At 57.5% G+C, this 12,776-nt stretch carries 12 protein-coding genes; all 12 read right to left on the bottom strand.

The window, feature by feature from the left end; translation table 11 throughout:
- Positions 1–312: 312 nt before the first annotated feature.
- The 12 genes from EHV15_RS11330 to EHV15_RS11275 all read right to left on the bottom strand — a co-directional run bounded on the left by EHV15_RS11330 (position 313) and on the right by EHV15_RS11275 (position 12,765).
- Positions 313–2,061, bottom strand: coding sequence for a methyl-accepting chemotaxis protein (locus tag EHV15_RS11330; protein WP_128631290.1), 1,749 nt, complete (start codon positions 2,059–2,061; stop codon positions 313–315).
- A gap of 272 nt (positions 2,062–2,333) precedes the next feature.
- Entirely contained in the window at positions 2,334–2,639 is a 306-nt protein-coding gene (locus tag EHV15_RS11325; protein WP_128631289.1) for a WXG100 family type VII secretion target, read from the bottom strand.
- An 87-nt stretch (positions 2,640–2,726) separates the two neighbouring features.
- Complete coding sequence (locus EHV15_RS11320) at positions 2,727–3,017, bottom strand: WXG100 family type VII secretion target (RefSeq protein ID WP_128631288.1); 291 nt, start codon at positions 3,015–3,017, stop codon at positions 2,727–2,729.
- Positions 3,018–3,025: 8 nt separating this feature from the next.
- Positions 3,026–7,066: a type VII secretion protein EssC gene (gene essC, locus EHV15_RS11315; RefSeq protein ID WP_128631287.1), complete on the bottom strand. Its 4,041-nt coding sequence runs from the start codon at positions 7,064–7,066 to the stop codon at positions 3,026–3,028.
- On the bottom strand, positions 7,056–7,892 hold the full coding sequence (locus EHV15_RS11310; protein WP_128631286.1) for a DUF5050 domain-containing protein: 837 nt from the start codon (positions 7,890–7,892) through the stop codon (positions 7,056–7,058). The genes essC and EHV15_RS11310 overlap by 11 nt, the downstream gene beginning before the upstream one ends.
- Positions 7,893–7,907: 15 nt before the next feature.
- Positions 7,908–8,138 (bottom strand): EsaB/YukD family protein, encoded by a 231-nt coding sequence (locus tag EHV15_RS11305; RefSeq protein WP_128631285.1) that lies wholly within the window; start codon positions 8,136–8,138, stop codon positions 7,908–7,910.
- Positions 8,139–8,157: 19 nt separating this feature from the next.
- Positions 8,158–8,661 carry a hypothetical protein gene (locus EHV15_RS11300; RefSeq protein WP_128631284.1) on the bottom strand — a complete coding sequence of 168 codons (504 nt, stop codon included), beginning with the start codon at positions 8,659–8,661 and terminating at the stop codon, positions 8,158–8,160.
- Complete coding sequence (locus EHV15_RS11295) at positions 8,658–9,161, bottom strand: hypothetical protein (protein ID WP_128631283.1); 504 nt, start codon at positions 9,159–9,161, stop codon at positions 8,658–8,660. The genes EHV15_RS11300 and EHV15_RS11295 overlap by 4 nt, the downstream gene beginning before the upstream one ends.
- 30 nt (positions 9,162–9,191) lie before the next feature.
- Positions 9,192–9,416 carry a hypothetical protein gene (locus EHV15_RS11290; RefSeq protein ID WP_128631282.1) on the bottom strand — a complete coding sequence of 75 codons (225 nt, stop codon included), beginning with the start codon at positions 9,414–9,416 and terminating at the stop codon, positions 9,192–9,194.
- Between the two features lie 37 nt (positions 9,417–9,453).
- Entirely contained in the window at positions 9,454–10,335 is an 882-nt protein-coding gene (locus EHV15_RS11285) for a hypothetical protein (RefSeq protein WP_128631281.1), read from the bottom strand.
- Complete coding sequence (locus EHV15_RS11280; RefSeq protein WP_128631280.1) at positions 10,332–11,315, bottom strand: hypothetical protein; 984 nt, start codon at positions 11,313–11,315, stop codon at positions 10,332–10,334. The genes EHV15_RS11285 and EHV15_RS11280 overlap by 4 nt, the downstream gene beginning before the upstream one ends.
- Positions 11,293–12,765: a TadA family conjugal transfer-associated ATPase gene (locus tag EHV15_RS11275; RefSeq protein ID WP_128631279.1), complete on the bottom strand. Its 1,473-nt coding sequence runs from the start codon at positions 12,763–12,765 to the stop codon at positions 11,293–11,295. Before EHV15_RS11275 ends, EHV15_RS11280 begins: the two co-directional genes overlap by 23 nt.
- Positions 12,766–12,776 lie beyond the last annotated feature (11 nt).

Raw genomic sequence — 12,776 nt, 5'->3', positions numbered from 1 at the left:
AGAGCGGCGTCTGCATTTTTTTATTGAGAAACCCACCTAATCCCCCGGCCTTCAAAAATAGTGGACTTTTATGTCCTTATTTTCCGGATCCGCCCCTGATCATGGCCATTAAGGGATTTTTTTGTACTTATTTTTCAATGAGCGGTGCAAAAAGCGGCCACTCCCCCGCGATTCGAAGAAATAGCGGTATAAAATGCCTCTATTGCAATCCAAACGTGTGATACCGCCGAAATAACGACATTTTTTACCGCTAACCCCGCTACGTTTCCGCTTGTCTAGCTTGTCTAACATGTCTAAATCCACGCTTTTTTTTCAACTGTTTTCGTTTGAAACCTTAAACTTCCCGATCATCGCCCGCAGTTCCTCGGATAGCTGACTTAAGCCGTCCATCGCGGCGAGCATTTCCTGCGCGCCGGCGTGCTGCTCTTCGGTATGGGCGTAAACCTCCCGAGCGCCTCCCGCCGTCTGCTGGGCCACATGGTTGATCGACGTGATCGCCTCCACAACGCCGTCCGATTGTTCCAACAGCCGTTCCGCCTGCTCTGAGACCCGGCAGATTTGGCCCGTTACCTGCTCCACCGCCCGGCGGATGCTGGAGAAGGCCTGTCCGGCCTCTCCTACCGTATCCAAACCGGCGGCGACCTCCCGCGAGCCGCTTCTGGCCGCCTCCATCACCCGCCGCATCTCGCCGCGGATGCTTTCCACCAGCTCCGCCACGCCGGCAGCGGCAATGCCGGTTTGCTCCGACAGCTTGCGCACCTCGCTCGCCACGACCGCAAAGCCCTTGCCGGTCTCACCGGCCCGGGCCGCTTCGATCGAGGCGTTCAACGCCAGCATCTGCGTCTGCTTGGAAATGCCGGCGATCAGTTTGGCCGCTTCGCCGATTTGGCCGGAATGAACGCCAAGCTGCTCGATAAACGCGTGCAAATCCGTCATCTTGTGCTGAATCGTGTCCATTTGCGACACCGCCGAAGCGACGATCCGCTCGCCGTCCACGGTTTCCCGCAGGGCCTGCGAGGATTGGCGTTTGGCTTCCTCCGCCAGCCCGGCGATCCCGCTGACGCCGGACGACATTTCGGCCACTTGGGACACGCCCCGCTCGACGCTCTGCACCTGTTCCTCGCTCCCCGCGGAAATTTCCCCCATAATGCCGGAAATCTCCTCGGACGACAGCCGGAACTGTACCGATTGCCGGCGCAACTGCTCGGCCGAGTCCGCTACCTTGCCCGCGTTCCGCCGCAACTCGCTGATCATGGCATGCCAGCTGGCCTTCATGCCGTTAAACGCCGAGGCCAAGTCGCCGAGCTCGTCGCGGTTGTTCACCGTAAGCTCACCCATCGTCAAATCGCCGGCAGCCATGTCTTTGGCCCCTTTCAGCATGGCCCGCATTGGCTTCAGGATGATCCGGGACACCACAATCCCGGTGGCGACGGAGAGCAGCAGCACGGCGATGCCGCAAGCGGCCAGCGTGCGCACGGCCTCGTCCGCTTCCTGCCGGTACCCGTTCAGCGTGCTTTCCAACTCGGTCTGCTGCAGCGTCCGCAACTGTTCCGCCCCTTGAATCAGCGCATCCGACACCGGGATCGACCACACCAGCGCTTCGGCCTTGGCCAAATCCGGCTTGCCTTCGTTGACGTAATCCCGGACCTTCGTCAGCAGCCGCGCAAAAGTGGAGTTCGATTCCGCCAGCTTCTTGGCGATATCTGCGCCGTCTCCACCCTGGTAAGCGCTTTCCATCCCACTGATCAAATCGCCCACCTGTTCGTTGACCTCGGTCATTTGCTGTTCTTTTTCGGACGAAGGCTCCATGATGTAGTCAAACAGCAGGCTATTCTGCCGCTGGGCGTTGCTTTCCAGCCGGGAAACCCGCTCGATCGCCGCCGTATTTTGTTCGAGCACTGCCGAGTAGTTGCGGTTCAGCTTGTCCATAAACACATAAGCAATCCCCGCGATGGCCCCAACCAGCAAAGAAATCGTAAAAAACGTGGCGGTCAGCTTACGCCCCAGCGACAAAGCAGGCAACATCCCGTCGGCCTTCATCCCTTTGACTTTCCGCTTCATAAATGGCATCCCCCTTGATTTGAATAACAAACAAGGGCCGCCGGACAATCATCCGCGGCCATGGTGTCTTCATCGCAATATCCACTTTTTATCATAAATAAATCGAAGCGGAAATGGAATCCAAAATTCTCATCTTTTGTATGAAAATTCTCGGATTCAAAAACCACCCAAATATATCCTAAAATTCCACGGGCCATTCCGGGAAATTAAATTTCTTCTCCATATAACGCTGAAGCTCCTGCTCGATCGTTTCGGAAATGCGGCCTCCAGCTTTATTTCAGCGCTTTCCGCTGCCGCTCCAGCAGCTCTTTTCGCCGCCTCTGCTCATCGGCGCTCCGAACCTCGGACGCCAGCCGGTCAAGACCGGACTTCATGTTTTCCATTTCCCCGTACAGGCGTTCCATCGCCCGCTTGGCCTGCTGGTTGTAATCCTGGGCAAAAGCTTTGCCCGCTTGCCCCTTCCACCAAGTATCGATACCGCCAAGCATACGCGAAAACACACGTTCCGTATTTTTCAAATCCATCGCTTCGTTGTGCACTTTTCTGGCTGCGCTGCTGATATCCCCCGGCGAAACCATATTACCCTACCTCCCTTAGTTGACCCCTCGTAGGAGAAAAGGCGCGAAGACAGCGGCTATCCTGCTGTTCTTCACGCCTGCTTCCGATTATTTACGAAGTGCGCTCGCAATGTCTCTTTCACTTTGTTCCTTGATATCAGCGATTTTGTTCAGGTTGTTGCTGATGTTCGTTACGCATTCCACCAGCTTGTCCAGGCTTGGTTTCAGTTGGTTGAATTCATCCACAAAAGCTTTAGCGGAGTCCCCTTGCCACCAGCCTTCCACCGATTTGATCTCCCGGTCGAGCTGGTTGATCAGATCGCGTGCATTGTTCCCTTTGCTCAAGATGGACTTGGACACGCTGCGCGCCTGTTCAGGACTAAACGTTAAATTTGCCATTAATTATCTCACCTCCTTTCAAGAACAAGTTCCGGCTTGCTCTCATAAACGCCGGTCCGCAGACCGGTAAACTTGTTCTTCACGATAAAATAACCGTCTCCCGCCTCAAACTCCTTCTCCTGGATGCCGTAAGGCAGTCTGGCGTTAAACAAGCTTTGCTCCTTCAAGCTGCCGAGCAGAAGTCCGCACTGCTCTTCGCGGATCGCTTTGCCCAAGCCGTCCCAGTTGTTCGCCAGCTCCCCGGTCAAATCGGCGGCCAGAACAGCGGCTTTCATGCCGCGTTCCTGCTTCACGATTCGCTCCAGCAGCTCCTTCAGCGAATATTGGTCGCCCTCCGTCAGCTCGCTCAGCTTGTCGATGACGAACACAAGCTGCTTCCAGGAGCGGACCAGCGCCTCGACATCGCCCCCCGCTCTTCGCGTCTCCAGCAGCTTGGAGCGCCGTGCGTCAAGCTCTTCCTTGACACCATCCAGGAACGAGTACATGTCTTCGATCTGCGCCAGGTCCGTCACAAACGGCTCGTTCATGATCGAGTACAGCCCCATCGCGTTCGAATCCAGCGCGTATACGGCGAGCCCTTCTTCACCCAGGTTCGCGGCGAGCGCCTGGATCCAGGAGACGAGCTGCGTGCTTTTGCCGCTCAGCGGATCGCCGGCGACCATCAGCACCGGCGTTGCCGCCAGATCGACGAGCACCGGCTGGAGATCCTGGTCGCCAAGGCCGATAGCGATCCGGCTGCCGCCGATGCCGCGGTTGATTTCGGCCATGTCGATCCGGGCCGGCATGACCGGGATCGGCGTTGCCGGGCGGACCGTTCCGCCGCGGACAAGCGCGGCGTAGCGCTCCAGCGTCTGCTCCAGATCGGCCGCTTTGTACTCCGGCACGGCGGTCTGGAACTCCAGCGGCGGCTTCCCTCGCACCAGCGCCCGGCCGGCCAGCTTGGCCGGTTCCAGCCCTTCGGTGCGGCCGACGATGCCGTCGTATTCTCCCTTGTCCGTCAGCTGCAGCGTCACCGCCATTTTGAAGTTGACGGCGAATTTGTAGCGGACAAGCGAAGCGTTGGTGGCGGAAACGGCCATGTAAATGCCGTATTTCGCCCCTTCCCGGGCCAGCATCACCATTTTCTCGTCGACCGACTCGTACGTTTCCGACAAGGCAAAATAGTTGTCGATGACGAGCACGATCGCCGGCAGCGAAGCGGGGGCGCCGGTGGCACTTGTCCCGGAGGCAACCGCTCCGGCGATATTCGATCCGTCGGTACCTGCCCCGCCGCTGTCCTGGCCGCCTCTTTCACGGATACCCGCAGCGTTCAAGCGGTAATCGTTGAACCCGTCGCTGCGGGTGTCCTCGAACAGCTTTTTTCGCTCTTCGATGATCCGGAACACGAACAACACAAATTGCTGGATGAGCGATTCCTGCTCCAGCGTCATTACGCCGCCGCAATGCGGAAGCTGTTCCAACGCCCGGAACGAAGAGCCGCCGAAATCCATCACGTAGAGATGGACGTCCTCCGGCGAATATTTATGCGCCAGGGACAGGCACAGCGTTTTCAGCAAATACGTTTTCCCCGTGCCCGGTGCCCCGTACACAAACAGATTGCCGTCTTGGGCAAAATCGATGTGCAGCGGCTCCTGGCGTTGGCCCCGCGGATCGTCCAGCAAGCCGATCGGCACGCTGAGCAGATCGCCGCTCGGCGTCCAGCGGCCGAAGTCCGTCCGCAAGCCTTCCTCGGGCCGGTAAATATCATCCAGGTAAACGGTATCCGGCAGCGGCGGCAGCCACGGCCCTTTGATCGGTTCGATCCCGTTTGCGCCGGACACCGCGATGATATGATCGACCATCGCCTTAAGCTGGGTCGGCATTTCCTTTTTGGCGATTTTCTCTTCTTCGCGCGGATAAATCTGCTCCGCCCGGCCATGCAGCGATACTTCGTAAATGCGCTTGGCGCGGTTTTCACGTTTGAGCAATTCGCCCTCCGGATCGTAATCCGCGCCGGAATACGCTGACTGGAACAGCTCGAAAATTTCGTCATGCCCGACCTGGATATACGCCCGGCCCGGCTCCTTGATCATCGCCGCGTCCGGACGTTTGATCACGTCTTTGCTGTCCGTCTCGTCCTGCACCTTGAGACAGATCTTGAACTTGGAGTTGCTCCAAATTTGATCGTCGACGACGCCGGCCGGCTTTTGCGTGGCCAAAATCAGATGCACGCCAAGGCTTCGGCCGACCCGGGCCGCGCTGACCAGCTCCTTCATGAAATCAGGCTGATCCTGCTTCAGCTCGGCGAACTCGTCGGCGATCATGATCAGGTGCGGTATCGCCGGCATGTTCTCCTGCTCGGAGCGGCTCCGGCTGTAGTACAACTTCTGATACCGGTCGATGTTGTTGACGCCGTATTCCGAGAATACGCGCTGCCTGCGCATCAATTCGCTTTTGATCGACAGCAGCGCCCGCGTCGTCTCGTTCCCGCCGAGGTTGGTGATCGTCCCGACGAGATGGGGCATCCCTTTAAAAACGTCGGCCATCCCGCCGCCTTTATAGTCGATCAGCACGAACACGACGTCATGCGGATGATAGTTCAGCGCCAGCGAGATGATGATGCTTTGCAGCAGTTCGCTTTTCCCCGAACCGGTCGTGCCGGCGACGAGCCCGTGCGGGCCGTGTCCGGTTTCGTGCATGTCGAGGTAAAACGGGTTCCCCCCGGCTTTGACGCCGATCGGCACGCTCATCCCTTTAAACGGCTTGTTGCGAATCCAGCGCGAGGCCACGTCGACTTCGCCCGCCGCTTTCGCGCCAAGCAGCTCGAGCAGCGTCAGCGAGACGGGCAGTGAAAACTGGGCGGCCGTGTTTTTGATGCGCAGCGGCGCCAGTTTTCGGGCCGCCTGATCCAATTGGGCGAAGTCGGCCTTGTCGGGAAGGAATGTGGACTTCTCCCCGCTTTCCCGGTCCGCCAACTCCCCGGTTTTGCCCTGCAACAGTACGACCTGGCGGCAGTTCATCGGCAGGTACGCCGCGCCCTGGGCGATAAACACCGACGACACGCCCAATGAAGCGCATTTGTTGTACAAATATTTGTGGATCGGTTCGTTTTCGAGCAAGCTGGGATCCTGAACGATAAATACGTAATGCGGAAGCATCGCCCCGCCTACTGTCTTTAGCTCCCGATCCTTGAGGACCTGGTACAGCTCGCCGAGCACCTGGTGCGCGATCGCCGGCCCGCACAGCAGGTACCGCGAATCGAAGCCGCCGGACCAGACGTGCGGCAGCGGCTTCAGCCAGCTCCAGCGGTCCAGCGTGTCCTCGGAGGCGAGCACGACGACCCGCACATCGTCATATCCGTGATGGGTCACGAGCTGCAGCAGCAGCTTGGTCACCAGGTCCAAAGCCATCTCTTCTTCGCCGGCGATGCCGCATATTTCCGCCTCCATAAGATTGACGGCAACCGGCACGTCGGGCACCCGTTCGAACTCCAAGGCCAGCCGCTGCGGCTCCATCAGGAGCGGATCGCTCTCCAGAATAATCGCCTGCTTCGTGTAATTGATCCGCCGCGCCGCCGGAACGCTGCCTACGCCGAGGCGCAGGGACAGAAAGTCCGGATACGACGGCGTCCGTTCCCACAGCCGGTGGTCGAGCTGCTGAATGCGCTCCAGGCAGGCGGCCGGCTCCGGGTTCAGCTCGTTCATCGCTTTGATCTGCTGCTCGCGGGCCAGCGTCAGCTCGCTTCGGCAGTCGGCGACGAACTGCAAGTATTTTTTCTCCCGTTCCTTTTTCTTGTTTTTGTATTTGCGGATCTGCGCCGTGGCGCTTGTGAGCGACACGATCAGCGTCATCAACGTCATGGCGATCGACAGCATCATAAACATCGATTGCGACGTGAGCGCCAGCAGTCCCGTAATCACCAGCATGACGGCCGGCGGAGCCAGCAGCGTAAACCAGGAGATTTCCGGTTTCTCATAGGCGTGTGGCGGACCCGGAATCTCCAGCTCCCCGCCCGGCATCTCCGGAAGAAACCGGGGCTGGCGGTTAAACAAATGGTTGTCATTCATCATATTGGCCTCGCGAATTCGTTATGACTTTGGCAGCCTGCCCGCCGGACAACGACATTTTGTGCCATTCGAAGCGGCTGCTGAAATACATTTCCCCGCCGATCATATGCAGATGATCCGCGCTGTCGCCGCAAATCCGGATTTTGCTCCCCAATTCCAAATCGATACGGTAAATCGTATCGCCATGCATCCGGTTGCTGCAGTACAGGTAACGCCCATCCGTGCACAAGCTGCCGGGGACAAGATCGTCGTACGCCCGCGCACTCCCCGTACGCAGGTCGAACACGGTCAGCAGGCGCCGGTTTTTTTTGTCGGCGTAAATCAGCTTATCCCCCAGCAAAAGCAGACCGGCAGAGGCCGCATCGGACACAATCTCCCGTCCGCTGCCGTCGGCGCGGCAGGTTCGAATCCCGAGCCCCGTCGCGTAATAGATTTCGTCCCCCTGCAGCGCAAAAGCCTCAACCGCCTCGTCGGCAATCCGGCTCTCTTCCCGTCCGTCAACACGAAGACGGTACAGCTTGCGGTCCTCTTCGTTGATATAGTAGAGCCAGTCCCCTTGGCGGATCAGCCCGCCGCAAGGAGCCTGCGTCACCGGCTCCACGGCCCCCGTCCGGGCATCGATCCGGCAGAGCCGATGGCCGCGCTGCTGATCGCTTGCGTAAATGCCGTCTTCGGCCGGGTTCATAAACCAGAAAACGCCGTCCAGCAGCCTTGTTTCTCCGTTTGCGGGATCAAGCCAAAACGTGCCGGAGTAATGGCAAATGTCCGTCAGCAGCAGCTTGCCGCCCGCTGCGAGCACAAGCCCGCTGCCGCCCAAGTGATCGCCCATCGATACTCCCCCTTTCTACACCAGCGTCAGCAGCGCCCCGGCCGCCACGCCTTCCTCCTCCAGCGTCCGGACCGGGTCCAGGATACGCCCAAGCGGCTCGGCCTGCAAACGATGGCCCGGCGAAACCGCCAAACCGTACGCTTCCGCCAGCATCTCCAGCAGCTCCGCCGAGGTGACGAAAGGCGGAACCCACAGCTCCTTGCGCATTTGGGGCGCTTGAAAGGTCACCAGCATTGTCTCATCCATCCGAAGCCCTTCCTCCTCGTCAGTTAGTGATCGTCAGCACCAGTACCCGTTCCTCCTTGAGCTGGTAATCGACGTCCTCCCCGGCCGCCGCCGCCAGCTTCAAGTATTTGGTCTTGAATTTATAATCGGATACGGCTTCCATCGTGACCTTGGTCACGACTTGCTCGCGCTCCGGGTCGGTCTCCTCGTCGAAATCGAGCCTAACGGTAAAGTCGTTGTATTTGCCGTCGTTGGACCTGAACTCCAGCTCCCTATTGCTTTCCCCCGGGTTCGTATGGGTGACGTTCATCGCCGCTTCAAACGCATCGGAAAAATACTCCGCGAATTTATCCTCATTCACCTTCGCATCCAGATTCCGCTGGAATTCGTATTCCAGGCTGCGGTCCCTGGCGGAGCGGGCCGAGTTGGACAGCGCCGTGCCGAGGATGATATTTTCCCGGCCCAAATTGAGCAGTTCCACCAGCGGTTCGATCAAAATCGAAGCGAGGATGACGATAAGCACGCCGATCGCTATATTTTTCATGGCTCATCGCCCCATTGATCGAGGTATTCGTAATATTCCAGGTCCTTGTAATGCTTCAGCCCCGTCGCCGTCAGCGAAAACGAAACCGGGATTTCCCGCTCGTATTTTTTGCCCCAAAGCTCGATGCTGAGCGGATACACCGCCTCGATCGTCACTTTGACCGGCTTCCCCCGCTGTTTGTAAGGTTTTTCGTATTCCGACAGATCCTCGTAATAGGACGCATCGTCGTAGCCGATGGCGTCTCCCCCGTCCTCGTTCTTCGCGATGATCTCCACGTCGTCGGCCTTCTGCCTGTAAATCGGGCGTTCCCGCAGCCGCTCCAGAGCATCGTCATAGTACGTTTGCTTCAGATAATTGTCGCTCGCCGCCACCTGGGACACGTTAAACGTCTCAATCACCAGTGTCATGTACCAGGGAAAAAAGTAGATCAGGTTCGTGAACAGCAGGATGCAGACGGTAACCAGTATGGATACGAGGATCGACTTGGCAAAAGCTCGCATGTCAGTTCTCCTGTCTGTCCGGAATTTGGATTACGCCGAGCTCCCCGTCATCTCTTCGATCAGCCCCATAAAGTACTTCCATATATCGTCGATCCAAGTTGGCAATTGTCCTCTAACGATGCTAACGACTAATCCGATGAGCACGATTACAGCCACGGTAGCGGCAATCTGCTTTATGCCGAATTCCCCGGTCTCATCCTCCCAAAACGCACGGATTCCTTTCTTTGGACTCGTTTGTTTTTCCACCTGTTTCATCGTGACAACCTCCCCTTAACTCCTTATTTTTAGATGTTTATTGAAACATTTGAATGGAATCCATGATCGTAAACAGATAGTAGATGCCGATATAGAGCGCGAGAATCCCGATCAGCACGAACTGTATCCGGCCGTTGGTTCGCTCCCGCCGCTCCAGCTCTTCCTCCAAAAAACGAATCCGGAAGCTGTCGATTTCGTTTTTGAGATACACCATCTGCGAGATGTTGTCGTAGCCCTTAAGCCGGGTTTCCATCAAATCGCAAAACTTGATGATATAGTGAATCGGCACCCGCCGCTTTAGCTGCTTCAGCGCATATTCCTCGCCGTATTCGATATTGTCGAGCATCACCCCAAGCTCCTCGGCCATGTCGGCGTTGGCGTTTGGCAGGTAATCGCGGATGACGTCGGCCAAATAGATGTTGATCGACTTCGAATACTGGTAGTACACCATGCTGTAAAACGCCGGAAAATCGCGGGCGATGTTGCGGTTTTTGCGCTCGATTTTTTTCTCCATCTCCGACACCGGGTACAGCCAGCCCAGGATGATGAAGATCGCCGCCACGCATCCGAGCAGCCGGTTGGCGCTCAGGACGACCGCGGTCACCAGCACCGCGCCGCCGGTGTACAACATCTGCTCAAGCCGCAGCTCCTCCGGCGTCATCGCAAGATCGAGCCGGTCCAGCATTTTTTTGAACCGCAGCCGCTCCGCGCCGCCAAGCAGGGGCCTGACGTATTTGGCCGCGGCTTTTATCTTCCAACCCCGCAGCTTCTCCCGGAACCGGGCGTGTTTCCGCTCTTTCAAATACTTGCGGTTGCGCTTCTTCTGCTTGGCCTGCACCGGCTTGAAAATCGGGTAAGCGAACACCTTGACCAGGTAAATGATCGACACCAGCGCGGCAAGCTTTGCCAAGAGCGTCATTTCAGCTCACCGCCTATCCCCAGATCCCCCTGCAAAGTCTGCGTCCGGGCAAAGCTGAGGCAGATGATGCTGATCATCACCGTATTGATGACCTTTCCGTAGCTGGCGTACAGCATAAATTCGCGAAAATCCTTGACGGATAAGGCATATATGAAAAACAACACGATGATCACGGTTTTCAGCAGAAAATCCCGGTTCATCTTGCGGAAAATCCGGTCTTTACGAGCGTTGATTTCCCGCAGCACCGCGTTTTCATCCACGATGTCGAGGAAAATGTCGGCCATCCCTTTGCGCTCATTATATTCGAACACGATGGCCTTCTTGGTGAAGTTGTCGAATTTCGGGCCAAGCTGCCGGTTCAGCACGGTGATCGCCTGCTTGAAGGAATACCCGTTGTTATCACAGTTGTCGATAAATTGCTGAAAATAAGGCCGGATGCTCGGGCGGATGTACTCGTCGCTTTCCATTACTTTTTTGATCGCCACCAGCACCCCTTCCCGGGCCAGCGGGCAGATGATGTCCTCGGCATCCATGATGCTCTCCAGCTTCTCCGCCTTGATCGCCTTCGACTGCATGGTGAAATACGTGAGCAAGCCGACGAAAATGGCAATCGTAATAACGACCGACAAGGTGACATTCTCCATAAAAAGAATGATGACCAGCACCATGACGGCAAACGCGATGCACAGCAAGGAGGTGAAGCTTTCGAGCGTCAGCGGCAAATTGAAGTCGAGAATAAGCCCTTCCACCAGCCGGTTGTATTTGGCGTAGATATTCTCCTTGCGCTTGACGATCCGCTCTTTTTTGATCCGCTCCACATAACGTTTGTTGTTGTACCTGCCCAGGTATTCCGCCAGCGTATCCAGCATCCCGAGGAAAAAACGCCCCGTGCCTGCGAAAAAACGCACCTCAAACACGGCGTTGAATACGATGAAAGCGGCGATGCCCAGCAGCAGGCTAATGGCTGAAATCGTATCCATCTAAGGCATACTCCTCTATTTCGTCGTCTTCCGGCGGCCGGGTCAAAAACGCGAACCGGCTGCGCTTGATCCCGGCCTTGATCATCGTCTGCTGCACCTTTTCCGACAGCTGCCCCACACGCTTGTGCTTGCCGACGATTTTCAGCACCCGGTGCGTGCCCTCTTCTTCCAGCACGTCCTCAGATATGAACTTGTAGATCGGGTTCACGATCGGCTCCAGCCCTTCGGAACCCAGCACCTCCGAGATCGAGGTCACCTTCCGGGTGCCGTCGGCCAGCTTCTCCTGGAAAATAATAAACTTGACCGCGCTGCAAATGTTCCGCAAAGCCAGCTCCGCCGGCTCGTTGGAGGCCATTAGGTAGGCGGTCAGGAAGCGGTAAATCGCTTCCCGGTCCCCTTCCGCGTGCAGCGTCGTGAAGAAGAAGTGCCCCGTCTGCGCCGCCCGCAGCGCGGTGGCGAATTCCCCCGGCGTCCGCAGCTCGCCCGGGCCGATCCAGTGCGGCGACTGGCGCATCGCATTGATCAGCAGATTCTCCATCGTCGCCGGGCTGGCATCGTCCTCGTCGGGGACGGATTCGTACTGCAGCACGTCGTTGATGACCCGGCCGTGCTCGCCGCCGCCTTCCCGGCGCAGCAGCCGCATTTCGGAAGGATTTTCGATCGTGATGATCCGCGACAGCGGGTTGATCTCCTTGACCAGGATCTCGTTCAGGGTCGTTTTCCCGCTCCCCGTCGGACCTACGGTAATCCAGGACAAATCGGCCTTCGGCAGCAGGGACAGCAGCTTGAACATATTGACCGAAAACGACTCGTTTTTGATCATCGTTTCCGGGGTGATGCTCTTCTTGCTGAATTTCCGGATCACCACGGCCGGCATGTCGTACGGCGAAATATCCGCATGGGTGGCGTTCACCCGGTACCCTTCGATCGTCCGGGCGTTGACCATCGGCACCTTCGGGGTCAGCCGGACCTTGGAGACGCCAAGCAGTTTGGAAATGATCCGCTCCAGATGCTCGCGGTCGATAAAATGCGGCTCCCAGGGCAAGGTTTTCCCGCCGGTTTCGACAAAAATCTGCTCCGGTCCGTTGATGCGGATCTCGTCGATCGCCGGGTCCTCCATCGCCTTCGTGATCGGGCCGTAATGGGTGATCTCGTCGGTCAGCGCGTGCTTCAGCGCGGCAAGCTCGTAATACCCTTCCACGACCGGTTTTTGCGAATCGACGAACTCGTTGATGAAGGCTTTGGTCATTTCCCGCTTGCGGGCCGGGTCGGTTTCCCGCCGGAAAGCATGAGTGGCGACCTTCGTGATGTATTTCTGGCAGAGCTCCAGCGCCTCTTCGAACTGAATGGTCGTGTATTTGTTTTTTAACTCGTCCATATCTTCTTTTTTGCCGCCGCTCTGCTGCGACACTTTTTGCTGCATTTCGCTGACTTTGGCGCGCGTAAGCATCCTTCCACCCC

It is taken from the genome of Paenibacillus oralis (genome assembly GCF_003863965.1).
GTDB lineage: Bacteria > Bacillota > Bacilli > Paenibacillales > Paenibacillaceae > Fontibacillus > Fontibacillus oralis.
The sequence above is the reverse complement of the archived record's forward strand: the minus strand, read 5'-3'. Positions and strand labels throughout refer to the sequence as shown.

Excerpts from the sequence above, each read along its gene's own strand:
- EHV15_RS11330 (WP_128631290.1), bottom strand. The coding sequence starts at position 2,061 with ATGAAGCGGAAAGTCAAAGGGATGAAGGCCGACGGGATGTTGCCTGCT.
- EHV15_RS11325 (WP_128631289.1), bottom strand. The coding sequence starts at position 2,639 with ATGGTTTCGCCGGGGGATATCAGCAGCGCAGCCAGAAAAGTGCACAAC.
- EHV15_RS11320 (WP_128631288.1), bottom strand. The coding sequence starts at position 3,017 with ATGGCAAATTTAACGTTTAGTCCTGAACAGGCGCGCAGCGTGTCCAAG.
- essC (WP_128631287.1), bottom strand. The coding sequence starts at position 7,066 with ATGATGAATGACAACCATTTGTTTAACCGCCAGCCCCGGTTTCTTCCG.
- EHV15_RS11310 (WP_128631286.1), bottom strand. The coding sequence starts at position 7,892 with ATGGGCGATCACTTGGGCGGCAGCGGGCTTGTGCTCGCAGCGGGCGGC.
- EHV15_RS11305 (WP_128631285.1), bottom strand. The coding sequence starts at position 8,138 with ATGGATGAGACAATGCTGGTGACCTTTCAAGCGCCCCAAATGCGCAAG.
- EHV15_RS11300 (WP_128631284.1), bottom strand. The coding sequence starts at position 8,661 with ATGAAAAATATAGCGATCGGCGTGCTTATCGTCATCCTCGCTTCGATT.
- EHV15_RS11295 (WP_128631283.1), bottom strand. The coding sequence starts at position 9,161 with ATGCGAGCTTTTGCCAAGTCGATCCTCGTATCCATACTGGTTACCGTC.
- EHV15_RS11290 (WP_128631282.1), bottom strand. The coding sequence starts at position 9,416 with ATGAAACAGGTGGAAAAACAAACGAGTCCAAAGAAAGGAATCCGTGCG.
- EHV15_RS11285 (WP_128631281.1), bottom strand. The coding sequence starts at position 10,335 with ATGACGCTCTTGGCAAAGCTTGCCGCGCTGGTGTCGATCATTTACCTG.
- EHV15_RS11280 (WP_128631280.1), bottom strand. The coding sequence starts at position 11,315 with ATGGATACGATTTCAGCCATTAGCCTGCTGCTGGGCATCGCCGCTTTC.
- EHV15_RS11275 (WP_128631279.1), bottom strand. The coding sequence starts at position 12,765 with ATGCTTACGCGCGCCAAAGTCAGCGAAATGCAGCAAAAAGTGTCGCAG.